The sequence below is a fragment of the Erwinia papayae genome, from assembly GCF_058241465.1.
Genome location: NZ_JBZCHT010000009.1, coordinates 966,562 through 992,223, shown reverse-complemented (window position 1 = coordinate 992,223; position 25,662 = coordinate 966,562). Strand labels below are relative to the sequence as shown.

Here is a 25,662-nt window from a genome sequence, read left to right as displayed (position 1 = left end):
ATTCCTAAGTACGTGAGGATTTCGGGCACCGGCTGCCTTTACGCCATACCAGCCAGATAGCTATTTCTCCCATCCCATCGGCAACGGGCCAGGCCTGCACGCTGTCCCGGCCCGGCATACTCTTCAGCATACTCAGCGGGATCATTGCCAGTCCGGCACCGGCACTGACACAGGCCACAATGCCGTGATAGGACTCCATTTCAAATATTTTTCCCGGTGCAGAGCCTGCGCGGGAAAACCAGTTTTCAAACAATCGGCGATAAGAACAGTTGGCACGAAAAGCATATATCGTAGCCCCGGCGATATTGTCGGCACTGGTGACCGGTGGGTGATTGAGCGACGAGATCACCACCATCTCTTCCGGAAATACCGCCACACCTTCCAGCTCCGGATGTCTGGGCGGTCCGTCAATAAACACCGTGCTGAACCGGCCAGCCAGTAATCCGTCGATCATCTCCCCCGAAGGGCCGGTTGACAGATCCAGTTCCACCTGCGGCCAGGCCTGATGATAACGGGCGATCAGCGGTGGCAGATGAACGGCAGCGGTACTTTCAATGGCACCCAGAGTGAAAATGCCCGCAGGCTGCGAACCGGAAACCTGCTGTTGCGCCTCTTCGACCAGTGCCAGAATACGGCAGGCATAATCCAGCAGGGTTCGCCCGGCATCGGTGATGTGCAGGCGCAGTTTTTCACGGGTGAAAAGTTCGGTGCCCAGCTCATCTTCCAGCTGGCGCAAACGCGTGGAAATATTGGAGGGAACGCGATGCAGCTGTTCAGCAGCAGCGGTGACGCTTCCCTGTTCGGCAATGGCACGAAAGACGGTCAGTTGGGTCAGATCCATAACTATTCTCATTTTGAGCAGGATATTTTCACTATTATTCATTTTTCAGAAAGGTACAAGCCGCCTATGCTGGAGGCCATTAATTATCGTTTATACCGGCAATGTGCTGTTGCCGTGGTCACTGGAGGGCTGTTTTATGACTGCTACCTGTTCTGAATCCCGAAATCCTTTTACCGGTGAAGTGATTCGCCAGACGCCATTTGCTTCTGCGGCTGAAGTGGAGAGCGTGCTGGAGAAGACCAGCCGCGCCTTTGCAACGTGGCGGCTGAGCCTGCCGCAGGCCCGCAGTGAACTGTTGCTGAATATGGCAACAGCGCTGCGAGTGCGTGCCGGTGAACTGGCCGGGATGATGACCGCAGAAATGGGTAAACCGATCGGCCAGAGCCAGGCGGAAGTGGAAAAATGCGCCTGTCTGTGCGAGTGGTATGCGCAGCAGGGACCGGGTTTTATCGCGCCTGAACCGACGCTGGTAGAAGATAATAAGGCATCGGTACACTATCTGCCGCTGGGTCCGATTCTGGCCATTATGCCGTGGAATTTCCCGGTCTGGCAGGTTCTGCGCGGTGCCGTACCAATATTTATGGCGGGTAACAGTTACCTGTTAAAACCTGCCCCGAATGTGATCGGCACGGCACTGCTGTTGCAGGATATTCTGGCGGCGGCAGGGGTACCGGACGGGCTGTTTTCCGTGGTTAACGCCGACAATGATGCGGTGGCGACCATCATTAACGATCGCCGGATTGCTGCGGTGACCCTGACCGGTAGCGTACGTGCCGGTGCCGCTGTTGCCAGCCTTGCCGGTGCAGCCCTGAAAAAAAGCGTGCTGGAACTGGGGGGCTCAGATGCGTTTATCGTGCTGGCCGATGCGGATATTGACGCGGCTGTTCAGGGAGCCATTTCCGGGCGCTTTATGAACAGCGGGCAGATCTGTATAGCCGCCAAACGGATCATCGTGGAAGAGGCGGTGTTTGCCGAATTCCGCGACAAATTTGTCGCCGCCGTGAAAGAGATGGTGGTGGGCGATCCCACTGATGAGGCAACTTACATTGGGCCGATGGCGCGCTATGACCTGCGTGATGAACTGGATGCCCAGGTGCAGGCCACGCTGGCAGAAGGGGCTGAATGTCTGCTCGGTGGGCATATCATCCCCGGTGAGGGCAATTTCTATGCGCCAACTGTACTCAGTCGCGTCACGCCGGGAATGACCAGCTTCACTGAGGAGCTGTTCGGGCCGGTGGCTTCGCTGATCGTGGCTCAGGATGCGGAACATGCCATTGCCATGGCCAATGATTCTGAGTTCGGGCTGGTCGGCAGTTTGTGGAGTCAGGACCTGGAGAAGGCTCGTCAGCTGGCCGCGCGGATAGTGACCGGTGGCGTGTTTATCAATTCGCCCAGTTTCTCCGATCCCCGCGTACCCATTGGTGGCGTGAAACGCAGCGGCTTTGGGCGTGAACTGTCGCACTTTGGTATCCGCGAATTCACTAATGCGCAGACCGTCTGGCTGGCATCCTGAATCAGTCTGGGTTGCCGGCCGCCCTGAACAGCGGCTGGCAAACCGCTCTGACAGTCAGGCCTGATGAGATCCCTCTTTCAGGCCTCCGCACCACAATGCGGGCATGCTTAGCAATCAGCGCCGGGTTAACGGAATGCCATAGCGCTGGCCGTTGACCCGAATCACCAGCTGATTATTGTCAATCTGCCCCCGGAACAGCAGCTCATTATCATTGTTGTAACCGATTCCCACCTGGCGGTTACCGATCCACGTCAGGTTGAAACAGTTAACCGCCGCGTTGTCCAGCTCATTGATTTTTTCCTGGTCTTCAATTCGCTGATACTTTTTGTCAAATCTGAAGGTGACCCCGGCGCTGAAGCGATCGGGCGAATTGGTGGTCACAAAGGCTTTCACCCATGCGGTATATTTGTTGATCTTAAGATAGATATTGACGCGGTTATTGCCGGTACTCTCCAGATGGACCCGGGTAATGGGGGACGAGCCGATACAGGACCAGGCACCGCTGACGGTTCCCTGCACGTTATGCAAAAAGAGATCGGCACGTCCTTCGGCGGTGCCGGGATCAAAGTCGGTTTGAGTCTGCCGCATAATGTACCATTCGGAGCTGCCAATCAGTTTGATTTGCGTATTAGACTGCCAGTTCTCCATGTGCATATTGCCCAGCAGAAACCAGGCTTCATCCTGTCTCTGGTTATCCATAAACTCAGTGGACGAGATGTAATCGTAACTCAGCGAACCTTCCAGCCGTACCCCGTGGTTTTCATACCAGGTGCGGCCCACTTCCCACTCATTCAGCCAGTTTTCGCCCTGTTCGCTGGTATCAATCCAGGAACCGGATTGCAGGTTAAGCTGTGAAGAGATGATGCGGGTGTAGTGTGCAAGAAGGGGATTAGGGCAGTTCTCAATATTCAGTGCGGTCAGCGTCCACTGACCGTTGGAAATATTTCCCGGGAATTCGGTATGCTCAATCCAGCCATTCCAGATCAGGCACTGAGTGGCACGCGGTAGCCACAGCATATGGCTGCTACGGCCCCCTTGTATATTAAAGTTGGTCAGCTCAATGGCGGTAACGTGGTCCCAGGAACCGATGACCTGATCGGACCATCTGGAATGAATGACCGTTTCATGGCAGTTGGAGGCATACCACTGGTCGATCTTACAATCGAGTGTGTCTATCAGGCTGAGACTGCGGCCCCCCATGTTAGAGAAAGTCATGCCTGAAACGCGCAGGAACTGACCGCCAGGGTTCGTATTTTCATAAAAACCTTTGTGATTGCGTGCGCCGTCGAAATCACTGCGACCATCAATCGCCAGACCGGTTATCTCAACGAAGCGGGCTTTCACCCTGAACATGTAGTTACTGTCGTTGTTGGAAACCAGGAAAGTATTATTGTGATAGCCAAAATTAACGTTTTCACCGGCCAGACGGAATTTCGTCGCGTCCCAGTCAATAAATTCATCGGCAATATCGAATGAGGAGATAAAAAAGCGTCCGGCAGGAAAGCGGATGCCATCAGTTTCTATACGTGACCATTCCCACATACGCTTTACCGCATCCAGGCAGTCAGTCTGCCCATCGGCAACCGCGCCAAAATGAACCACGTTGAGATCGTTCAGCCTGTTAACGTGACGTCTCCAGCGCTTTCCTCCCCGGGTAATAAAAATGTAACCGCCATCGTCGCGCGAATGCGTATCATCCATGTCATAGACAAAGATACCTCCGCCAAGTTGTGTCCCGCTGTTGTATTCCAGCACAATGGCAAGCTCGCCATGTTCATAGGGTTCATGATTACGTAATTCATCAATACTGTGTAACGTATAAACCACACTGGGTAACGTTGTGGAGCGAAGAGCTGGTGACATGGTTTTTGCCTCTTTTTATAAACTGGTCAGCAGATTATAAAGCGGACTGGCGAGGTAAAACCTTCACTGCCACTCTTTACTGGAGCCGGTAATTACGCGGGATAAAGAGCAAAAAACACCGCCCTCTGTTTTATTACGCGCCCGGCCTGTGTTTATTTTTCTGCTGAGAATTTTTGTGGAAAAAACGCAGCAAAATTCAGCAATTCACTGGTTTTTTTTAAGGGCGGGGATGATTGAATGTTTACTTTTGTTTAACAGAACACAACCTGCTCGCCAACCAGCAGTGACTTTTGTGATGCAGACGCGCTTGTAGTTAAGATATATCACAGATATATTTCTTACCGCTGGTGCACATCCACCTGCCGTCCAATTGCTCAGAGGAGAATCAACTTGTCAAAGTCTTCAGAACGCCTGCCACGCCGCATCAGAAACGAATTACGTTTTCGCCCGGTGGAAGTACTGTCAAAAACGTTGATTGCCAACAGCTTTTACCGCGTTGAGTTTGGCGGTGAGGCGCTGGCAGGGTTTACTTCAGCGGGTTTTGACGATCACATCAAAGTGTTTTTTCCGGATGCTGCAACCGGTGAGTTTCATCTGCCGGAAATAACAGAGGAGGGCGTGGTGTGGAAAGAGGGCGTTCGGCCTGCGGCTCGTGACTACACGCCGCTGTTTTTTTGATGGTATCAGTCGCCTCACGGTGGATTTCTACCTGCACGCCTCAGGTCTTGCCAGCGACTGGGCGTCTCGCGCTCAGGCTGGCGACAGGCTGGCTGTCGGAGGCCCACGCGGTTCACTGATTGTGCCGGAGGATTACCACTTTCAGCTGTATGTCTGTGACGAGAGCGGTTTACCCGCCTTCCGGCGGCGTTGTCAGACTCTTAGTGGAGAGTCTCTCAGACTGTATGCGTTTGTTGATGAAGAAAAAGGGCGTGACTACCTTGGCACGTTACCGGATGTGGAGATCTGCTGGCTGGGGAGTGGCGCTATGCACCAGAAGGGCGTGGCTGCGCTGATGACGCAACTGGATCGTCTGGCATTACCTGAACAGGACTACTTTATCTGGTTGACCGGCGAAGGCGCTGCCGTAAAACAGCTTAGCGACTACTTTATTACTCTGCGGGGTTTACAGGCCGATTTTGTCCGTGCTGTGGCATACTGGCACCAGAAACAGTCCGGCTGACCGGCCGCCACTTATCATCACAGGCAGCGCATGAAACCACATTTATCTCAACAAGACCCCCTGGCTGACTCACCATCGGCCTGTGCGGGTGTTCGCAGAAAACGCCGGGAGAAGATGCTCGATGCCAGCGACATCCGGCTGTTGATACTGCATTTTGTTTCACAGGGGGCGGCTCACGGTTACGAGCTGATTAAATCGGTTGAGGAGCTGTCAAAGGGAGAGTATGCGCCAAGTCCGGGGATCATTTATCCCGGCCTGTCGTTGCTGGAAGAGCTGGAGTATATCCGTAGCGATGGACCGCAATTGGGGCGCAAGGCATTCAGCCTGACGCCTGCCGGTAAGCATTACCTGCGACAGCAGCATGACAGCCTGCAAAATATTCTTTCCCGGCTCTCCTCCCTTGCCATACTGGCAGAAAACCGTAGCCTGCCGGAAGTGCAGCGTGCCATCCACAATATGAAAATGGCGCTGAATACTCGTCTCTCACGACCAGAGCTGGCGGAACACACGCTGCATGCCATTATCGACGCGCTGGATGAGGCAGCCAAAAAAATTGAGCGCAGTTGATCATTAAATCAGTGACGTTGCGAGATTCAGTCGCTATGTTATGTCGCTGATTCACTTCCCAGCAGGCCGCGTGCTGCGCGTCTTATTGATTCAACGAAAAGGAATTCTTTCTGATGAAAACTTCAGTACATAAAATCACCAACGGCATTGTGCTTACCCTGCAAACCCCCGCGGAGCATGCCTGCCCCAAAAGTCCAACGGTCATTCTGTGTCACGGCTTTTGTGGCATCCGTGAGATCCTGCTGCCTGACTTTGCCGCCGCTTTTACCCGTGCCGGGTTTGCTACTGTAACCTTTGATTATCGTGGTTTCGGTGACAGTGAGGGAGAGCGTGGGCGTCTGGTTCCGACAATGCAGATTGCTGATATCGTCTCTGTGATCCAGTGGGTGAGGGAGCAACCGCAACTGGATGGCGAACGGATCGGCTTATGGGGCACCTCATTTGGCGGCTGTCATGTATTTGCGGCGGCGGCACAGGATGCAGAGATAAAATGTATTGTCAGCCAACTGGCATTCGCCGATGGTGAGGAAATTGTAACAGGTGGCATGGATGATGATGAAAAGACAGCTTTTCTTGCCACGATGAACAAAATGGCTGACAGGCAGCAGCAGACCGGCAAAGAGATGTTTGTCGGCATTACCAGGGTGTTGAGCGATGCGGAGTCGAAGGCCTTTTTCGAAGAAAACAGAGCCAGGTATCCCAAAATGGATATCAAAATCCCGTTCCTGACGGTAAGAGAGACGCTGCAGTATCATCCTGCGCGAAGCGCTGCTCAGATCAGCTGCCCAACGCTGGTTGTTATCGCTGAGAAGGACAGGGTTAATCCACCGGAACAGGGCCGTGCGTTATATGAGGCGGTGGGTGGCCAGAACAAAAAGTTGTACGAAGAGAAAGATGCCCGCCACTACGATATCTATTCGGGAGAGCATTTCAGACGGGTTATTCAGGTGCAGACCGAGTGGTTTATTCAAAATCTGTAATCAGACCGGTCTGGGGGCATTGGCGTCCGCAGGCCGGTTGCTCGCATCACTGATTTACTGCTGATACTGCTCGTCGCTGACCTTTTCCATCCAGTCAACCACTTTGCCCTCCAGCGCTTCCGCAATGGCAATATGCGTCATTGCGGAACCGGCTGAGGCACCATGCCAGTGTTTGACGCCGGGCCGTATCCAGATGATATCGCCCTGAGCGATGGTCTGAGCGGCTTTACCCCACTCCTGAACCAGCCCCTGTCCTTGTGTCACGATCAACGTCTGTCCAGGAGGATGCGTATGCCAGGCCGTGCGTGCGCCAGCCGGAAAAGAGACGGTCGCGCCACTGACGCGGGCAGGCTCCAGTGGTTTTAAAAGGGGCGTTAATTTTAACACTGCCGGTAAAGTAATCTTCGGGGCCAGTGGCTTCGGGGGTACTGCCCTGCTTAAAAATATCAATCATCTTCAGCCTCAGTTTATTGTCTGTAAGCGGTTATCTGATACGCAGAGATCTTAGAATAGTTTGAGCGCAATAACTAATCCGCATAGCCGATAGGGCTTATCAGCCGCATTCATTAATGGCTGTGACAGGTAAAAAAGCCTGCAATTTATCTTAATTGTTGCCCGCTTATGCCGACTGACAGAATATAACCGCTTTTCACCCCGGCATCGTGAACAGCGCGCCCGGGATAAACATGCAAGCATGGTTGCAGGATTACTCTGCATAACGCTGGTATTGATTAAAATAAAAAAATTGAGGTAAATTTATTTCTACCTTTATCGCTACGCTATCAACGATTTATTTTCATTGGCTTAAATATCAACTTACCGCAGGCTGCTGCATAAGTTTACTGATTTATATCCGGATGCATACCACTTTAAAAACAACTACGGCCAAAATCAGTGAGGGTAATTAATATTTTTCGACCCTTTATCGCAGCGTTTACGTCTGCGATGTAACTGAGGTCAGATTATAAATCGATATTAAGATTTACCCTGGATTTACAGCTTGCAATTTATGTGTTGTTGTAAAGTTTATTCAGAACGTCGCCGTCGGGGAAGGGTGTTTTATTATCTGAGAAGCTGAGTGCTTCAGCTGCTGGCCGGTAACTGAGGGGGTGCAATGCGCGTTGGCTATTCTGGTTTTCATCATCCTGGTCTGAAAGCTGTTCAGGTCGACAGCGATGTCGAATACATCAACTGTGATAAAAAGAATGTTTATTTTTATACAGATATTCTGAGTCGTCGAAAAACATTTCTCTTCAAACCGTTAACTGTATTTCCTGATGGCGAGATTGATATTTACCATCTGTTCAATCAGGTTGCCCTGACTGACCGAAAGTGGCTGGTAACATTTGACTCTCTGTTAGCGCAGGTTATTTCCCCGGGAGATGAATATAAAAGTGTAGCGGAACCGACAAAAATTCTTTCTGCACTGGCTGGGGAAAATTGTGTTGCATTAATTTCCTTATCAAATGCGGCTTATTATGTGGAACGAAAATTACTGAGCAGGATGCCGCAATTTTCAGCGACATTGCTGCATAAGCTGCAGGTTATCCCGCCACCCCAGCCGCTTTACGTGCAAAATCGCCGCAAACGCCTTGATCAGCTGCCGGTACATTTTGTTTTTGTCGCCGGGGAGTTTTACCGTCAGGGGGGGGGCCGAAACGGTGCTCGCTATTGAGCAATTGCTTACCGATGGCATGATTGCCGCCGATCAGGTCAGAGTCAGGCTGGTTGGGGATTTAAGTCATCGTCACAATGATGCACTGGGCGCTCACCAGGACAGTGCGGCCTTTTTTCAGGCAACAGAAACGGCCATTGCCCGCCACATTGTATTTGAACATCTCACCAGCATGTCTCAGGATCAATTGCGCCTGTTATTTCAACATGCTGATGTCGGGTTGCTACCCAGCTGGGCTGAAACTTATGGTTTTTCGGTGCTGGAGATGCAGTCATGCTGCTGCCCGGTTATCACCAGCAATGTCCGCGCACTTGCTGAAATTAATCCCCCCGATGTTGGCTGGCAGATTGTTCAGCAACTGAATGATGACATGGAACTGCCGGTATTATCCTCTGTGGACCGGGATAAACTTCGCCAGCAGAGAGTCGATCGGCTGAAAATACTTATTCTGGATATTATTACCCACCCATTGCAAATTACCGTCAAGGCCAACGCGGCTGTTAACAGGATCAGAACTGAGCACGATCCGCAAACACACCACGAAAAATTGCTTCATATCTACAACAGGCCGCATCGTCTTTGATCGCCGCTTTGCTTAATTCCTTTCCGCCAGAGTGAGCAGATGTACGCGCTCTGAATTAATAACTGAGTTTTTGCTGCGGTTTATTATTTTCGTACTGAACAGTAATAAAGGAGATGTTATGAATAATACGCAACAGGATATATCCGACGACCTGTCCGGCTTCACGGGAACACATTTTGTTTATACCTATGAAAATGGCTGGAAATACGAGTGGTATGCCCGCAATGACACCACCTGCGATTATCGTATCCATCACGGACTGGTCGGTGGGCGTTGGGTTACTCATCAAAAAATGAATGCCGTACATTTTGCCCCCGGAATTTACAAGGTGGACTGGCACGAACCAACAGGAACCTGTGTCAGTTTGCTGTTTGACTTGCAAAGGAAACTGATTCACGGAACCATTTTTTTTCCTCAGTGGATCGCGGGTGAAGGTCAACATCCGGAAAAAACCATCTGCTATCAAAATGAATTTATTGAGGATATGCACCGATTTCGTGACCAGGGTCCGGTGTGGCCTTATGTGGTTATTCCTGAGTTTGCCCGCGTAACTTATATGAAAAATGAGGGCGTCGATAACGATACGGTGATCAACATGCCGCCAGGGCAACTTCCGGATAATTTCTTCGATGACAAATAGCTATTTTTCCTGATTATCGTAAATTATTAACAGCAGACGTATCCTGTTACAGGTTCAGGCCTGTACGTCTGAACCATTATTTATGACGTTAATATTCGTCGTGCACATCCAGAGAGAAAACCATAAAGCCTGTATGTGCAGAAATAAATTTCTGGAAATTTTAACGTTATTGCATCTGAATACTTCCTGTTGAGGTTTACACTGAATCCGGCAGGTGGGTGGGGCTGAATTTCTACAGAATTAAATTTCTGGTCATATTTCTTAATCAACCGTAAACGAGATGGAAGAAGATATTGCCCGGCTGAAATAAATTATTTAAATTCGCTGCCGGTCAACGCTGAAGGACACAGCAAATGAAAATGAAATCGGCATTATTTCTCACCTTGGCACTGACAGCCTGTAGTTCAGTGCATTCTGGCTGGCAGACCCGGACAGATCCTTTCACTACACAGCAAGCCGCAAAAATTATCGACAATACCGTTGTGCCAGAAGGCAGTAGTACGCAGGGAGAACGGATTGAACAAATTTCAGCTTATTTCCTTGGCACGCCCTATCAGTCAGATACGCTTTCCGGCTCTGCAACGCAACCAGAGGTACTGGTCGCTGACTTTAATGGCGTCGATTGTTTTACGCTGATTGATTATGTCAATGCGCTAAGCCACTCGCAAAAACCTGATGATTTTCTGCCACAGCTGATTAAAACACGTTATATCGACAGCAAAGTTGATTATCTGCACCGCAAACATTTTTTCACCGACTGGTTTGCGACGATGCCACGCAATGCAACAGACGTTACCACGTTGATCAGTCAGGACTATGTGACCGTCAGAAAAAATCTCAACAGAAAATCAGACGGCGGTGAATTTATTAGCGGGCTGGGGACTGTTCCCAGAGAAATAAACTATATTGCCGGCAACCGTATTAATCAAAGCGTGTTGAATAACCTCAGAGCCGGTGACTTTATCGGCGTTTATTCGCCCATCGCCGGGCTGGATGTTTCGCATGTTGGGATTGTTGTCAAAAAGGGCGGTGAGGTTTGGTTCAGAAACGCCTCGTCACTCGATAAAAATCAGAAAGTGGTTGATTCACCGTTGCTGGATTATATGAAAAGTAAGCCAGGAATAGTTGTCCTGCGCGCACTTTAATACAGGGTCAGTTTGTTAACAGCCGGTAGTAACCTTACTGATATTACCGGCTGAGTACCATGCTGAAAAAACGGATGGCTATTGCCGGAATAAGGAAATATTTCATCATGCTGAAATTAACAACCGTCTGTTTACTGATATCAGCCACTGTGGGCTGCACGGCAAATAGCAGCAGTGACAGTATCGCCAGTCAGTCAGCACGAAAAATCATGCCGGATATGAATCAGCAGATCACCCCGACTCAGCGGCGGGCGATTATGTCCGGCGATCAACCGGACTGGAGTGAGATTGCTGCGCCGCGCATTGATAAGAGCAGTAAATAGCCGTAACTTTCGTTGCTACCAGCGCAGCGTTCGTCCTGCATAGTCAATATAGTGATGCCCACCTTTACCGCGCCATGCGTCCATTTGCTTAACTATTCCACTGGTACTTTCTGCAACGGTCAGGGTAGCGTTTTCACCGCCCATATCCGTTTGTACCCAGCCAGGATGGACACACAACAGCGTCTGGGATCCCTGCAGATGCGCTGACAGATCACGCGTCAGCATATTCAACGCCGCTTTACTGGCGGAGTAGAGTGGATAGGTGGCTGACGCGTTTTCATTCAGGCTTGCCAGTTGTGACGTCATCAACGCCAGTACTCCCTTTTCCGCCAGCAGGGGAAGCAGCGCCAGCGCACAGCGTACCGGCGAGAAGGCATTGGTTATAAACAGCGCGACCAGCTGCTCATCGCTGGCCTGGCGGATATCCTGATGGTCTGGTCCAAACACACCGGCATTGATAAAAATCAGATCGAGCTGCTCGCCATCAAGTGAATGCCTCAGAGCTTCCCGTTGCGAGGGGATGTTAATGTCAGCACTGAGCCAGCGCACCGCTGTGCCGTGCTCCGCAATGGTACTCCGTGTGGTTGCGGTAACCTGCCATTGCCGCGTATCCAGTGTGTTGACCAGACCTGCACCAATACCGCGTGATGCACCAACGATTAACGCTTTTCGTTCTGTATTGATCATCTTCTCTCCTGGGTTAAGGGTAATGCCAGCCAGTGAGTGGCTCAGCTGTGCCCATCCGGCAGCGGGCATAAGAAATTTAGCACGGCTGATGATGACCAGCCTGTGCGCGCCACGCTCAGTGGCACGATATGGAAAATTCAGCAGGCGGTGATTTTTTCATTTCCTGTTAACTATCAATAATTAATGCGGATCAGGCCGCACAGCACCTGACAGAGTTCAGCGCGCCGGACTGTCTGACCGTGTCAGAGATGACCTGGTTTTTTTGCCGGTAAAAGCTACAGTGAGGAGAATTCTGTCAGAGAACGGCAAATTATGACTGAGGCTGTCGTTGCAAGCTGGCGTGATGGCTACGAGGGCCGTCCGTAATCAGTGAAGCGCCGGGTTGTCGCGATGGCTGTGGCCTGATGAAAAACCGGCAGGGGCTGGCTTGCCAGCCAGCCCTTCTTCCTTATTTCGCATTACGGTGGATAAGCAGATAGATGGCCGGGATAACCAGCATCGAAAGCAGTGGGGCGGTGATCATGCCGCCAATCATCGGCGCGGCGATCCGCTGCATCACCTCAGAGCCTGCTCCGCTGCCCCACATGATGGGAAGCAGACCCGCTATAATCGTGGCGACGGTCATCACTTTTGGTCGCACCCGCAGCACCGCGCCTTCATGTATGGCCTCATGGAGCTGACTTTCCGTGATTAACGGCTGGCTTTCCGTACTTCGTCTGGCAATCGCCTGGTTCAGATAGAGCACCATGATCACGCCAAACTCGGCTGCGACGCCCGCCAGCGCGATAAAACCCACCGCCGCAGCCACGGACAGATTGTAGCCCAGCAGCCACAGCAGCCAGATCCCGCCAATCAGGGAAAAAGGCAGGGTGCCGATAATCAGCAGGGCATCTTTTACCCGATTGAAGGTCAGCCAGAGCAGAAGAAAAATGATCGCCAGGGTGAAGGGCAGCACAATTTTCAGCTTTGCGCTGGCGCGTTGCAGGTATTCGTACTGCCCGGACCAACTCAGGGAGATCCCCTGAGGAAGCACCAGCTGACGGTTCACCGCCTCCTGCATCGCCAGTACGGCTGACTTCAGGTCGCGGTCGCGCAGATCAACATATATCCAGGCCGAAAGGCGACCATTTTCACTCTTTAACATTGGCGGTCCGTCGGTCACCCTGATATCTGCCAGCGCCGACAGCGTCAGCTGCGCACCGCTCGCAGTGATGACCGGCAACTCGCGCAATTTTTGCAGCGAATCGCGTATCTCTCGTGGATAGCGCAGGTTAATGGGATAACGTTCACGGCCCTCAAGGGTTTCAGCAATATTTTCTCCGCCCACCACGCTGGCGATAACTGACTGTAATTCAGCAACGGTGACACCGTAACGTGCAGCCTGCTGGCGATTGATGTTGATTTCAACATAATGTCCACCCTCAAGATGTTCAGCCAGCGCAGAGGTAACGCCCGGCACCTGGCGGACAATCTGCTCAATTTCAGCGGCGGTTTTTTCGATCTGCGCCAGATTACTGCCGTTAACCTTGATCCCCACCGGGCTTTTAATCCCGGTTGAGAGCATATCCAGACGATTGCGGACGGGCGGCACCCAGATATTGGCAATGCCAGGCACATTCACCGTCTCATCCAGTTCCGCAATCAGCTTATTCATGGTCATTCCGGCGCGCCATTCGCTTTTGGGTCTGAACTGAATGGTGGTTTCCAGCATGGTCAGCGGGGCGGGATCGGTGGCGGTATCAGCGCGTCCGGCCTTACCGAATACGCTTTTCACCTCCGGGACGGTTTTGATTAGCCGATCGGTCAGTTGCAGCAGCCGTGCCGCTTCCCGGCTGGAGATGCCCGGCAGAGTGGAGGGCATATACAGCAAATCTCCCTCATCAATCTGCGGCAGAAATTCGCTGCCCAGTTTTGCCAGTGGCCACAGTGTAGCCAGCAGCAGCAGGGCGGCGGTGGCCAGGGTTATTCCGGGCCGTAACAGCACCATATTGAGCAGTGGCGTGTAAAGGCGGATCAGCCAGCGATTGAGCGGGCTGGCGTTTTCGTCCGGGATAGTGCCGCGAATAAACAAGCCCATCAGCACCGGCACCAGGGTAATACCCAGTCCTGCCGAGACAGCCATGGCACAGGTTTTGGTGAAGGCCAGCGGGGAGAACATCCGGCCCTCCTGAGCTTCCAGGGTGAATACCGGAATGAATGACAGGGTGATAATCAGCAGGCTGCAAAACAGCGCCGGACCGACTTCCGTTGCCGCCTGGCGGGTAATCTGCCAGTAGTCAACCGGCTGGCCGTCAGGATGCTGATGTCGCCACTGCTCCAGTACTTTGTGCATATTTTCAATCATGACGATCGCCGCATCTACCATCGCTCCAATGGCAATAGCGATCCCCCCAAGCGACATCATATTGGCACTCACCCCCTGATAGTGCATGACGATAAAGGCGCCGAGGATGCCGAGCGGCAGGGTGATCATTGCCACCAGCGCACTGCGAAAATGAAACAGAAACAGTGAACAGACCACGGCCACCACGATGAACTCTTCAATCAGCTTATGGGTCAGCGTCTTCACCGTATTTTCAATCAGGGTGGAGCGGTCATAAACCGGGACGATCTCCACGCCATCCGGCAGGCTTTTTTTCACCTCTGCCAGGCGGGCTTTCACGGCGTTGATCGTGGTCAGGGCATTTTTACCAGAGCGCATAATGATAATGCCGCCAGCCACTTCGCCTTCACCGTTAAGTTCTGCCACGCCCCGACGAATGGTCGGGCCACGACGCACGGTGGCCACGTCGGAAAGCATGACCGGTATGCCATTGCGTGATGCAATCACCACCTCGCTGAAGTCGCTGACGGTGCGCAGATAGCCACGGGTACGCACCATGTATTCTGATTCGCCCATCTCCAGGACGGAGCCGCCGCCTTCCTGATTAGCCTGCCGGATGGCGTCGACCACCATCTGGTGGGTGATATTCAGCGCCCGCATACGTTCCGGCAGCAGCACCACCTGCCAGGCTTTTATCATGCCGCCTGTGCTGGCCACGTCCGCCACATCAGGCACCGTTTTCAGCTCATATTTCAGTATCCAGTCCTGCATGGCCCGCAGATCGCCGGCGCTGTAGTGACCACTTTTGTCGGTCAGCACATATTCATAAATCCAGCCGACGCCGGTCGCATCCGGCCCCAGCGAGGTCTTTGCTTCGGCTGGCAGACTGCTTTGCACCTGACTTAAATATTCCAGCACGCGGGAGCGCGCCCAGTAAGGATCGGTGCCATCGGCAAACAGGATATAAATATAGGCATCGCCAAACATCGAATAGCCGCGAACGGTTTTCGCCCCCGGTACAGACAGCATGGTGGTGGTCAGCGGCCAGGTCAGCTGGTCTTCAACAATTTGCGGAACCTTGCCCGGGTAATTCACCCGGATGATCACCTGGGTATCGGACAGATCCGGAAGCGCGTCCAGCGGAGCTTGCTGAACGGACCAGATCCCCCAGACGGCGAGGATCAGCGCCGCCACCAGCACCAGCAGCCGGTTATGTAATGACCAGCGAATTATTGCGGCTGTCATGGCTGCCCCCTGTTGTCGCGCACCGGCATTATTGAGGTTATCCGTGCCCCCTCATCGCCCAGCGTAAAGCTGAACATCGCCTGCTGGCCTGTTGTCAGCGACTGTTTCTGTCCGCTGTCGATGATGAAATCCATGGTCATCGCGGTCCAGTTCAGCTCAGCAACCGGCTGGTGCGCAATGGTGATGGAATCGGTGTTGATCGCTTTAATCACGCCCCGGGTGGCGTAAGTCGGCGTGGCGGAAGATGGCGATGCGCTGGCGCTGCTCATTTGTGGCAGGGCGCTGCGCAGGCTGGCCTCTGAATCAATCAGGAACTGACCCGAAGTGACAACCTCTGTGCCTTCATCCAGACCGGAGAGAATTTCCACCCTGCCATCCTGGGTGAGGCCGGTGGTAACCGTGACCGGGTGAAAGTGGCCTTCACCTTCGCTGACCAGAACCTGATTGCTGCTTCCGGTGACTATCAGCGCCTCTTCCGGAATGGTTAACACCGCAGGCATGGCTGTTGACTCTGCCAGCCCGACGCTGAGATACATCCCCGGTTTGAGCTGATGGTGTGGATTTTCCATCACCACTCTGGCTTGCAGGGTGCGGGTGGCGCTGGCGAGATCGGGCAGAAGTTCACTGACCCGCCCGTGGAATTGTTGACCGGGCCAGCTGAGGCTGGTCGCCGTTATGCTGCTTCCCCGGCTCAGCAGGCTGGCCTGATTTTCCACATAATCAATCACCAGCCATACCGGATCGAGCGTTGCCAGCTCAAACAGTGACTGGCCGGCAGAAACCTGTGCACCTTTCCGCACACCCAACTGGTTGATATAGCCATCATAAGGCGCGCGGACGGTAATCCTCAGCTGTGGTGTACCACGTCGTTCTGCTTCGCGGATCAAATCTGGCGGGATAAACTGAAGCGCCAGCCGCTGACGGGCTGCGGCGCTCAACGAGGCATCGCCCAGTCGGCGAACCGCCAGATACTCCTGCTGAGCGGCTGCCCATTGTGGATGCCAGATTTGTGCCAGCGCCTGACCTTTTTTTACCCACTGCTGCGGCGCGCTGACATAGAGTTTTTCCACCACGCCGCTGGTTAACGCCGGGATGACCTCGATATGTTGCTGGTCGGTGGCGATGGTGCCCGAGGCGGAAAAGCGCATTTTTGCTGGCTGTCGCGTTACTTTTGCCGTGCGTATCCCCAGATTCTGCTGCTGACGGGCGCTGATGATCACCCCCTCGTCATTGTTTGTTTCACTGGCATAGCGGGGCACCAGATCCATATCCATAAACGGCGACTTTCCGGGTTTGTCAAAGAGGGTGGCCGGGCTCATCGGGTCATACCAGTAAAGTATCTGACGCTCCCGGTCGGTGACAGTCTGTGGCGATGCGGCTGGTGTGCCGTGTTCCTGCTGTCTGCCCAGCCAGAAGCCTGCCGCGCCGGCAAGCAGTGGCAGCAACAGGAAAAGAGTAAGACGGGCTTTCTGTTTCATTGGATCACATCCTGTGGTACGAGGTAGCGCAGTGCCGTCCAGGCATCTGCAAGGATTTTTTCAGCATTGTCGCGGGCTATCTGCCCATCCAGCCACGCCCGCCTGGCGACCAGTAGCTGTGACAGCGTGCTGGTGCCTGAACGATACTGCGCATTCAGCAGGTCAATCCGCTGCTGCAATAACGGCAGAACGTCATTCTGCTGCCGCTGGTAGCGTGATTTTGCCGCGTTATAGTCAAAAATCAGGCTGTTAACCTGAGACTGATGCTCGCGGATTAACTGTGTCAGCCTGTCGCCCGCCTCATGAGTACGTGACACGTCGGCAGCGTGGTCCTTATCCTGTCGTCTGCCCTTCAACAGCGGCAAATCCACGCTGAACATAATGCCGACCATATCATCGAGACGATCAGCACGATGCGCGTAGTAGACTTCCACCCCAACATTGGGAATGGCTGCCACGGCTGACTGCGCGGATTTTGCCTGCGCCAGATCGGCATCACGTCGTGCCTGAAGGATCTCAGGATGTTGTTTAACCGCATTCATCAGGGTGGTTTCATCGGCGGGTAGCTGGCCTATCGGCGGCAGGCTGCCGCTGATTTTGTAGATTTTTTCACCGGTCAGCTGCCACAATTTTTCCTGTGCCAGCTGAACATCGCGGCGGGCGTTATCTTCCTCATTTTTCATGGCGTTGAGGGCCAGTTTCAGCTCCAGTACGCTGTCCGCACTGGCGCTGCCGCTGGCCACACTGGCGATTTGCGCGCCTGTCTGGCGGGTGGTTTCGCTGATGATGTGTTGTACTGATTTCAGCGTTTTTTCTGCCAGTGCCAGTGCCAGCCAGGCCCGGGCAGTCTCCCGTTGCAGGCGGGCGCGGATCACTGCGGCATTGCTGGCGGTTCTGCGCGCGTCGGCCCTGATGGAATCAGCTTTGCGCTCCCGCCGGGTCAGGCTGACATATTCCTGCATAAAGCCAATCCGCTGCATGGTCATGGCATCACGGGTCAGCCTGCCGTGGTTGTTTCCTGCCACCGGCACATTTTCAATGCCAAACTTTACTTTGGGATCGGGAAGTTGCAGGGCGGAGTCGGCCAGGTTCTCCAGCGCATCACGCTGATGGCGGTTGGCTGACAGTTCGGCCGAGTAGTGCTCAGCGGCGATAAGGGCCTCGTCGAGGGTGGTGGCCGGGCTGCTTTTGACAAGCAGCAACAGCAGAAGGGGCAGCCCGCAGGCTGCCTGATGACGTGAGATGTGCATATTGACTCCGACGGTTATTTCGCGGTAACGGAAATGAGTGCGTAGCCGGAGTCGGTCTGGCGGAAGGTGAAATTCACCTGTTGCCCGGCGGTAAATCTCTGCCCCTGATAGCCGTCGAGTGAAAAATGCATGGTCATCGCAGGCCAGTTCAGTTGCGGGATCGGTTGATGTGCCAGCGAAACCGTATCCTCGCCCCAGACTTTGATTGTGCCGCTGGCGGCAAACACCGGGGCTGCCTCAGAGTGACGGGCAGATAACGGCTGTGAGTCCTTGTGGTGATCGGCGGCAGCGACGTTAAAAGCGGGGAGGGCAACAGTGGCAACGGCAAAAAGTTTAAAGAGAATATGCATGATTAATTGTCCGTAAAAAATAAAAAGGAACCCACGCGCGGGGGCGATAACCTGATGATTTTGATTACGGTTTTTTATTCTCTGAAACGACAGAAGCGTATTTCAGTTGGCGGTCCGGTTACGGGTGGGGTCTGCCATGCTGTGAGGGTGCTGTACTGTTCCGGCTTACGGACGGGTATCAGCAGCAGGGTTTCCAGTGCAACGGCATCAGGATGTAACGGTGTGGTCGACGATGGCTGCACTCTGTCCGGGTGGCAGTGCTTTTCGCACAGCAGCTTCTGACTGGTGTTTTCAACACAGGATTGCGTCAGTGAGTGGTTCATCCTCGCTGCGTAATGCCTCTTCCCCTCGCTGGCCGGTGGCGGGGAGCTGTGGTGGCTGCCTGTCACCAGTTGCATATTCAGCAGTATCCAGCAGGCAACGGTCAGCCCCACCCGCAGACGGTATCTGCGGCGTGTGGCTTTTCTGAGTAATGTCCGTAATAACTGCAACATATTATCAGCCTGCAAAATGGGATGGCCGGATTAAATCACAGGTATGTAATACATAGCCAGAAAAATATGGAGAACGGCAGTTGGTAAATAATTTAACAAACAATCAAAAATCTAATAACAATGCATTTTGAGTTGTGATAATTTTTATTTATACATTTTTATCAGCATAGATATATGGTGATTTTTAGTCATTCTATTTCTCTGTCAGGATTTTTTTCCGAAATAAAAGCGTGCTCGCAGCCTGGCGGTGTTTTGCTTTTTTCAGGGAATAATATTGGGGTGGTTGGTTTTTTGCAGGTATTTCATATCATTCAGTGGGTTACATGCATGGCCTTATCAGGGGTAATTACCGTTTGATTAACATTTATCGCCAGCTCAATAACCATTAAAGGTGACAAAAATTTATCGGGAAAAACTCGGGAACTGAGACTGATTATGGTTGTTATTTTCAGTGTAAGAGGTAAAGCCTGCCTGGTATGCAGATTTTATCTGCGATTTGATTATTGTCTGGCGACATTATTAAAAAGATAGTGAATATGCTTTTCTGATCAGTATCAGTCACCAGCTAGTATTCCAGTGTTAGCAATAAATATGGCCCCTGAAGGGGCCATCGGTAAAATAATCTCTGTATCAGAGAGGGAAATTGTCGGCTGTGCGATATCTTTAACTCAGCGTTAACGGCTGATCTGATGTCCGATAATTCCGCCTACGGCTGCACCACCGACGGTACCCAGACCACTTCCGTTAGTCAGGATCGAGCCACCGATGGCACCGGCACCTGCGCCGATAGCTGTGTTGCGGTCGCGTTTGGACCAGTGTGAACATGCGCTCAGGGAAAGCACTAAGGTTGCGGCCAGCAGGCCAGCGGTAATACGTTTTGCAGTTATTGTCATTTTTCACTTCTCCATCATTGCTGCTACAGAAATTCTCTTTGAGTATAGAGAGAACTCTGCGTACCCGGCCGCCAGTGCTGCATTATTATTGCGACTCGTCTCACTAAGTAACAAAGTCACAATGGCTTAACGCATTCTTTCGGCTTGTTTACATTGTATGTGGTTCTGTTTTACCTGACAGGTAAAAAATCTTAATTCCCGCCACAATTCTGAGGTCTCCAGCCAAAACCTGCCTTTCATCCAGCCACTACATCCATACCCTGCATCGCCGGTGCGGGGGAAAATGAAGTAAATGGCCAGGAGAGAGAAACAATGCTGGAAAAACTGAAACAACAGGTGCTGGAGGCGAACCTCGCACTGCCGAAACATGGACTGGTGGTCTTTACCTGGGGCAACGTCAGTGCTGTGGATCGCGACAGCGGCCTGATGGTGATTAAGCCTTCCGGTGTCGGCTACGAAGTGATGAAAGCCGAAGATATGGTGGTGGTTGACCTGGACAGCGGCAGGGTTATCGAAGGTGAGATGCGCCCCTCATCAGACACTGAAACGCACCGGGCACTCTATCTCGCCTGGCCTGACGTGGGCAGTATCGTCCATACCCATTCGCGCCATGCCACTATCTGGGCGCAGGCCGGACGGGATATTCCGGTATGGGGAACGACTCATGCTGATGATTTTTATGGTGCGATACCCTGTAGCCGGCAGATGACGGCAGAAGAGATCGGGTCGGCGTATGAATGGCAGACCGGCAAGGTAATTATTGAGACTTTTCGTGACAGAGATCTCGACCCCGGCGTGATCCCGGCTATTCTGGTCAATTCACATGGACCGTTCTGCTGGGGAAAAACCCCGCAAAGTGCGGTGCATGCTGCGGTGGTACTGGAAGAAGTGGCTTACATGGGGATTTTCAGTCGGCAGCTGACGCCTGATTTACCGGCAATTGCTCAACCGCTGCTTGACTGCCATTACCTGCGTAAGCATGGCAGTAATGCCTGGTACGGCCAGAAAAAATAGTTTTTCAGCGAATAAAAACATCTGCCAGCCGGGATAAAACGCAGAAGGGAAATTCAGGGTGGAAAGGGCGGGATAACAACGGTTATCCCGCCTGGTAACGCCTTACGCTGACGGACGCGCCACGATGCTGCGGGTTTCCATACGGACTTCCGCAATGGTAACCTCAATCAGGTCAGTCACCCGATAAACAACCTCGCCTTTGATTTGCACGCTGCCGTTTTCCTGACTGCATACCAGCTCATCCCGCACGGCGTGGATAAACGGGGCAGGGATAAAGGCTACCGCGCCGTTGGCGGTCAGACGCACGCGCATTACGCCCCGTGAGACATCAATAATCTCTGCGCCAAAGCGCTGGTCGGTTCCGGCGGCTTTTTGCAGAAAGCGGGAATAGAGCCAGTCACCGACATCACGCTCAGCCATCCGGTTCAGACGACGGCGTTCGCTCATCCTCACGGTGACCTCATCCTGCGGACGGGCAGCCTGTTCTCCACGTACCAGCGCTTTCAGCAGGCGATGGTTAATCATATCGCCGTATTTACGGATAGGAGATGTCCAGGTGGCGTAGGCTTCCAGACCCAGGCCAAAGTGTGGACCCGGATCAATACCGATCTCCGCAAACGACTGGAAGCGGCGAATACGGCTGTCGAGGAACTGTGTCGGCTGCGAATCCAGCTCACGACGCAGTTTACGGAAGCCCTCCAGCGTGGCAATCGCCAGCGGATCGACTTTAACACCATGATTTTCCAGCACCGCAGCGGCCTGCTCGGCACTGGCTGCATCAAAGCCCGGATGGATGTTGTAGATGCCAAAGCCCAGCGTGTCGCGCAACACCGTGGCTGCGCAGATATTCGCCGTGATCATCGCCTCTTCAACGATACGGTTAGCAATACGTCGGTGCTCTGCGATGATATCCAGCACTTCACCCTTTTCACCCAGCACGAAACGGAAGTCGGGACGGTCTTTAAAGACCAGCGCGTGGGTCTGGCTCCATTCGGCGCGGGCCAGGCACAGACGGTGCAGCAGGCGAATCTGACCGGCAATGGCCTCACTTTCTGGCTGCCATTCCCCGCTGTTTTCCAGCCAGTCTGAAACGTTGTCGTAAACCAGTTTAGCTTTTGACTCAATCCAGGCCGCGAAGAAATGCGGTTCACCCAGCGCGCCATCAGCGCTCACGCTGACGCGACAGGCCAGCACCGGGCGGCGCTCATGTGGGCGCAGCGAGCAGACGTCGTCAGACAGCTGACGGGGCAGCATCGGAATATTGAAGCCTGGCAGGTAGTTGGTGAAGGCGCGCTGAGCGGCAATACGATCCAGCTCACTGTCGGCGGCGACCCAGGCGGTGGGATCGGCAATCGCGATGGTCAGCGCCAGCGCACCTTCCGGCGTCTCTTCCACATACAGCGCATCATCCATATCTTCGGTACTGGCGCTGTCAATGGTGACAAAAGTCAGCGCGGTCAGATCTTCACGCGTCAGCTTCTCGTCAAGCATTTCACCGGCCACGCCTTCAGGGGCTTCACGCTCCAGGTTATGGCGGGAGAGGGTGACCCACCACGGAGCAAGATGGTCATCACCGGTAGTGATAAACGCGGTCAGTTCGGCGTAAAAAGTGCGATCGCCTTTCAGCGGATGACGACGCATCTCAGCCACCGCCCAGTCACCGTCCTGGAAATCATGCTTCACATGGCGATCGGCACGGCACTGGATGGCATCTTTCAACAGGGGATGGTCAGGAACAATCGACAGACGATCGTCTTTCTTCTGCACACGTCCCACAAAGCGGCTGAGGAAAGGTTCAACCAGCTTTTCCGGATCGGCAACTTCACGGTCCTTGTCGGTTTGCAGCACGGCAATCACCCGATCACCATGCATCACTTTCTTCATGAAAGGAGGGGGAATAAAGTAGCTTTTCTGCGGGTCGACTTCCAGAAAGCCGAAGCCTTTTTCAGTGCCTTTAACCACACCCTCAACACGCGGCGTCTGGGAGTGGAGTTTCTCTTTGAGCTGCGCGAGCAGCGGGTTATCCTGGAACATAATCTCAATAGTTTTCGTGGCCTGTAAGCGGCAGACAGTTTTACGCGATTAACTCTCTCGCGGCAAGTAAAAAGCCAGGGCATCGCGGCTTTCGCGCGGTGATTAAACGGGAATATGACAGCGATCAACGCCACTCTTTTCTGAATGATGTCGCTCGTTCTCCCGGGAAGCCATTTGTCCAGGCCGGGGCCGTCCGGCCTGGATTATCGCGCCGTTTCGGGGTCAGGCAATACGCAGGTCAGATTTAACCGCTGAAAGGGTAATTTTGACCGGGATTGATTTTGAGGTTGGCGTTCCGCTGCCATCACCGAAGCTGGAGAGCGGAACCAGCGGATTGGTCTCCGGGTAGTAGGCGGCCAGATTGCCGCAGGGAATGTTGTAAGGCACCAGTCGGAAACCTGAGACTTTGCGGGTAATGCCGTCATTCCACAGCGTTTCGATATCCACATCATCCCCGGCGGTAAAGCCGAGACTTTCCATATCCTGCGCATTAATAAACAGCACCTCACGCTGGCCGTAAACGCCGCGATAACGGTCGGCCAGTCCGTAAATGGTGGTGTTGTACTGATCGTGAGAGCGCAGGGTTTGCAGGGTGAAGGGCACCGTGACATCCTCGCCTAACTGCGGAAACAGGGAGTCCGGCAGGCGGGCAGCACTGAACTGCGCTTTATTATTGCGGGTATTAAAACGGAATTCGGCCGCTGCGTTGCCGAGATAAAAGCCCCCTTTGATATCACAACGGGCGTTGAAATCGCTGAATCCGGGGATGGTGGCGGCAATGTGATCGCGGATCTTGTTGTAATCCGCCGCCAGCGCCAGCCAGTCCACTTTTTCCCCACTGAGAACCGCATCGGCAATGCCGGCAACAATCGCCGTTTCCGAGCGCTGAGTGTCCGCCACCGGCTTACCGACGCCTTCAGAGGCATGGACCATGCTGAATGAGTCCTCGACGGTAATAAACTGTGGGCCGCTGGCCTGGATGTCCTGTTCGGTACGACCCAGCGTCGGCAGGATCAGTGCATCCTTTTTGCCGGGGCAGAGGTGGCTGCGATTCAGTTTGGTGCTGATCTGCACGGTCAGATCACAGCGGCGCAATGCTTCCTCGGTGCGGGGGCTGTCCGGTGCGGCGGCGGCAAGATTGCCGCCCAGCGCGATCAGGACTTTGACCTCGTCACGCAGCATGGCCTCCAGCGCTTCAACGGTGTTATGACCCGCTTCTCGCGGTGGTTCGAAATTGAAGTGGCGGGCAAGGCTGTCGAGAAAGGCAGCGGAAGGTTTCTCATCAATCCCCATCGTGCGGTTACCCTGCACATTACTGTGCCCACGGACGGGACAAAGCCCCGCCCCTTTTTTGCCCAGTTGCCCAAACAGCAGTTGCAGGTTGACGATTTCACGCACCGTATCGACGGAGTGTTTGTGCTGGGTAATGCCCATCGCCCAGGTGCAGATCACCCGTTCCGCACTCTGATATAACGCTGCCGCTTCGCGCAACTGCTGCTCGCTCAGGCCGGATTGTTGGGTTATCTGCTGCCACTCCGTGGCGGCAACCTGTTCAAGCCAGGCCGCCACGCCTTCGGTATGGGTGCGGATGAACGCTTCGTCGAACAGGCCCGGTTCGCCTTTTGCCCGTCGTGCCGCGTGGGTTTCCGCCAGCGCTTTGACCATACCCCGCACCGCTGCCATATCCCCGCCGAGGTTAGGCTGATAATAGGTGGAGCTGATGGTGCCGGCTTTACTGGTCACCACTTCCAGTGGTTTTTGTGGATCGGCAAAACGCTCAAGTCCGCGCTCACGCAGCGTATTGAAGGTAACAATTTTTGCACCGTGATCGGCGGCATGGCGCAGGCTGTGTAGCATTCTGGGGTGGTTGGTTCCGGGGTTCTGACCGAAGACAAAAATGGCGTCGGCGTGATCAAAATCATCCAGACGGATGGTCCCTTTGCCCACGCCAATACTCTCTTTCAGGCCGGTGCCGCTGGCTTCATGGCACATGTTGGAGCAGTCAGGAAAATTGTTACTGCCATGCATCCGGCCAAACAGCTGATAAAGCCATGACGCTTCATTACTGGCGCGGCCGGAAGTGTACAGCTCCATCTGATGCGGGTTATCCATCGCCTTAATATGGCGGGCGATCAGTTTAAAAGCGTCGTCCCAGCTGATGGGTTCATAATGGTCGGTTTCCCGGTTATAACGCAGCGGCTCGGTCAGCCGCCCCTGATATTCCAGAAAATAATCACTCTGCTGAGAGAGCGCGCTGACGCTGTAGCTGGCCAAAAAACCAGCATCAACATAACGGCGGGTCGCTTCCCAGGTCACGGCCTTTGCGCCGTTCTCACAAAAACTGAAGGTACTTTTATTGTCGTCACCCCAGGCGCAGCCGGGGCAGTCAAAGCCTCTGGCCTTATTCATACGCATCAGGTTGCGCATATTTTTCAGAACTTGTTTGCTGTCGAAGACGAAGCGGGTGGTCGCTTCAAGAGAGCCCCAGCCGCCCGCAGCGGCCCGGTAAGGCTTAATAGCTGTTTTGAATTTCATAGTGCTTCGCAGGTTATGAATATGTTTATTTAATGTTAGCAGTCTATTT

General features: G+C 53.4%; 20 protein-coding genes and 2 pseudogenes. 10 read left to right on the top strand and 12 right to left on the bottom strand.

What is annotated here, in order from left to right; translation table 11 throughout:
• Window positions 1–4 precede the first annotated feature (4 nt).
• Complete coding sequence (ptrR, locus tag AC3RPL_RS09395) at window positions 5–841, bottom strand: putrescine utilization regulator PtrR (protein WP_490739794.1); 837 nt, start codon at window positions 839–841, stop codon at window positions 5–7.
• A gap of 136 nt (window positions 842–977) precedes the next feature.
• Here ptrR and AC3RPL_RS09390 point away from each other — a divergent pair, with 136 nt between their 5' ends.
• Window positions 978–2,354: an NAD-dependent succinate-semialdehyde dehydrogenase gene (locus AC3RPL_RS09390; protein ID WP_490739793.1), complete on the top strand. Its 1,377-nt coding sequence runs from the start codon at window positions 978–980 to the stop codon at window positions 2,352–2,354.
• A gap of 114 nt (window positions 2,355–2,468) precedes the next feature.
• Here the strand turns inward: AC3RPL_RS09390 and AC3RPL_RS09385 are convergent, their stop codons facing one another.
• The gene (locus tag AC3RPL_RS09385) at window positions 2,469–4,217 is read right to left on the bottom strand and encodes a putative phage tail protein (RefSeq protein WP_490739792.1); all 1,749 of its coding nucleotides are present in this window, start codon (window positions 4,215–4,217) and stop codon (window positions 2,469–2,471) included.
• A gap of 384 nt (window positions 4,218–4,601) precedes the next feature.
• Between AC3RPL_RS09385 and AC3RPL_RS09380 the strand changes: the two are divergent.
• The 3 genes and pseudogenes from AC3RPL_RS09380 to uilS all read left to right on the top strand — a co-directional run bounded on the left by AC3RPL_RS09380 (window position 4,602) and on the right by uilS (window position 6,944).
• A pseudogene (locus AC3RPL_RS09380) lies at window positions 4,602–5,397 on the top strand (siderophore-interacting protein).
• Window positions 5,398–5,427: 30 nt separating this feature from the next.
• A complete protein-coding gene (locus AC3RPL_RS09375; protein ID WP_490739791.1) occupies window positions 5,428–5,964 on the top strand; it encodes a PadR family transcriptional regulator in 537 nt (178 codons plus the stop codon).
• A gap of 113 nt (window positions 5,965–6,077) precedes the next feature.
• Window positions 6,078–6,944: a UilS family quorum-quenching N-acyl-homoserine lactonase gene (gene uilS / locus AC3RPL_RS09370; RefSeq protein WP_490739790.1), complete on the top strand. Its 867-nt coding sequence runs from the start codon at window positions 6,078–6,080 to the stop codon at window positions 6,942–6,944.
• Between the two features lie 54 nt (window positions 6,945–6,998).
• On the opposite strand, the pseudogene AC3RPL_RS09365 reads toward uilS, so the two are convergent.
• Window positions 6,999–7,398, bottom strand: a pseudogene (locus AC3RPL_RS09365) ((R)-mandelonitrile lyase).
• A 660-nt stretch (window positions 7,399–8,058) separates the two neighbouring features.
• On the opposite strand from AC3RPL_RS09365, the gene AC3RPL_RS09360 reads away from it, so the two are divergent.
• From AC3RPL_RS09360 to AC3RPL_RS09340, 5 genes are all read left to right on the top strand, one after another.
• Window positions 8,059–8,619 (top strand): hypothetical protein, encoded by a 561-nt coding sequence (locus tag AC3RPL_RS09360; RefSeq protein WP_490739789.1) that lies wholly within the window; start codon window positions 8,059–8,061, stop codon window positions 8,617–8,619.
• Window positions 8,606–9,202 (top strand): glycosyltransferase, encoded by a 597-nt coding sequence (locus tag AC3RPL_RS09355; RefSeq protein ID WP_490739788.1) that lies wholly within the window; start codon window positions 8,606–8,608, stop codon window positions 9,200–9,202. Before AC3RPL_RS09360 ends, AC3RPL_RS09355 begins: the two co-directional genes overlap by 14 nt.
• Window positions 9,203–9,320: 118 nt before the next feature.
• Window positions 9,321–9,842: a phenolic acid decarboxylase gene (locus tag AC3RPL_RS09350; RefSeq protein WP_490739787.1), complete on the top strand. Its 522-nt coding sequence runs from the start codon at window positions 9,321–9,323 to the stop codon at window positions 9,840–9,842.
• 353 nt (window positions 9,843–10,195) lie between these two features.
• Window positions 10,196–10,987, top strand: coding sequence for a DUF1460 domain-containing protein (locus AC3RPL_RS09345; RefSeq protein ID WP_490739786.1), 792 nt, complete (start codon window positions 10,196–10,198; stop codon window positions 10,985–10,987).
• Window positions 10,988–11,094: 107 nt separating this feature from the next.
• Window positions 11,095–11,310: a hypothetical protein gene (locus AC3RPL_RS09340; protein WP_490739785.1), complete on the top strand. Its 216-nt coding sequence runs from the start codon at window positions 11,095–11,097 to the stop codon at window positions 11,308–11,310.
• 15 nt (window positions 11,311–11,325) lie between these two features.
• On the opposite strand, the gene AC3RPL_RS09335 is transcribed toward AC3RPL_RS09340, so the two are convergent.
• The 7 genes from AC3RPL_RS09335 to osmB form a co-directional block, all read right to left on the bottom strand.
• Window positions 11,326–11,994, bottom strand: a complete 669-nt coding sequence (locus tag AC3RPL_RS09335; protein WP_490740661.1) for an SDR family oxidoreductase — start codon at window positions 11,992–11,994, stop codon at window positions 11,326–11,328.
• A gap of 451 nt (window positions 11,995–12,445) precedes the next feature.
• On the bottom strand, window positions 12,446–15,565 hold the full coding sequence (locus AC3RPL_RS09330; RefSeq protein WP_490739784.1) for an efflux RND transporter permease subunit: 3,120 nt from the start codon (window positions 15,563–15,565) through the stop codon (window positions 12,446–12,448).
• Window positions 15,562–17,043, bottom strand: a complete 1,482-nt coding sequence (locus AC3RPL_RS09325) for an efflux RND transporter periplasmic adaptor subunit (RefSeq protein ID WP_490739783.1) — start codon at window positions 17,041–17,043, stop codon at window positions 15,562–15,564. The genes AC3RPL_RS09330 and AC3RPL_RS09325 overlap by 4 nt, the downstream gene beginning before the upstream one ends.
• Window positions 17,040–18,293 (bottom strand): TolC family protein, encoded by a 1,254-nt coding sequence (locus AC3RPL_RS09320; protein WP_490739782.1) that lies wholly within the window; start codon window positions 18,291–18,293, stop codon window positions 17,040–17,042. The genes AC3RPL_RS09325 and AC3RPL_RS09320 overlap by 4 nt, the downstream gene beginning before the upstream one ends.
• A gap of 14 nt (window positions 18,294–18,307) precedes the next feature.
• On the bottom strand, window positions 18,308–18,643 hold the full coding sequence (locus AC3RPL_RS09315; protein ID WP_490739781.1) for a copper-binding protein: 336 nt from the start codon (window positions 18,641–18,643) through the stop codon (window positions 18,308–18,310).
• A 74-nt stretch (window positions 18,644–18,717) separates the two neighbouring features.
• Window positions 18,718–19,137: a hypothetical protein gene (locus AC3RPL_RS09310; RefSeq protein WP_490739780.1), complete on the bottom strand. Its 420-nt coding sequence runs from the start codon at window positions 19,135–19,137 to the stop codon at window positions 18,718–18,720.
• 674 nt (window positions 19,138–19,811) lie between these two features.
• Window positions 19,812–20,030, bottom strand: a complete 219-nt coding sequence (gene osmB, locus AC3RPL_RS09305; protein ID WP_034934216.1) for an osmotically-inducible lipoprotein OsmB — start codon at window positions 20,028–20,030, stop codon at window positions 19,812–19,814.
• Window positions 20,031–20,342: 312 nt separating this feature from the next.
• Here osmB and AC3RPL_RS09300 point away from each other — a divergent pair, with 312 nt between their 5' ends.
• A complete protein-coding gene (locus AC3RPL_RS09300) occupies window positions 20,343–21,044 on the top strand; it encodes an L-ribulose-5-phosphate 4-epimerase (RefSeq protein ID WP_490739779.1) in 702 nt (233 codons plus the stop codon).
• A gap of 102 nt (window positions 21,045–21,146) precedes the next feature.
• Here AC3RPL_RS09300 and AC3RPL_RS09295 read toward each other — a convergent pair whose 3' ends face one another.
• Together AC3RPL_RS09295 and AC3RPL_RS09290 are read right to left on the bottom strand one after the other, a co-directional pair.
• Entirely contained in the window at window positions 21,147–23,078 is a 1,932-nt protein-coding gene (locus AC3RPL_RS09295) for an exoribonuclease II (protein WP_490739778.1), read from the bottom strand.
• A gap of 222 nt (window positions 23,079–23,300) precedes the next feature.
• Window positions 23,301–25,613, bottom strand: a complete 2,313-nt coding sequence (locus AC3RPL_RS09290) for an FdhF/YdeP family oxidoreductase (protein ID WP_490739777.1) — start codon at window positions 25,611–25,613, stop codon at window positions 23,301–23,303.
• Window positions 25,614–25,662 lie beyond the last annotated feature (49 nt).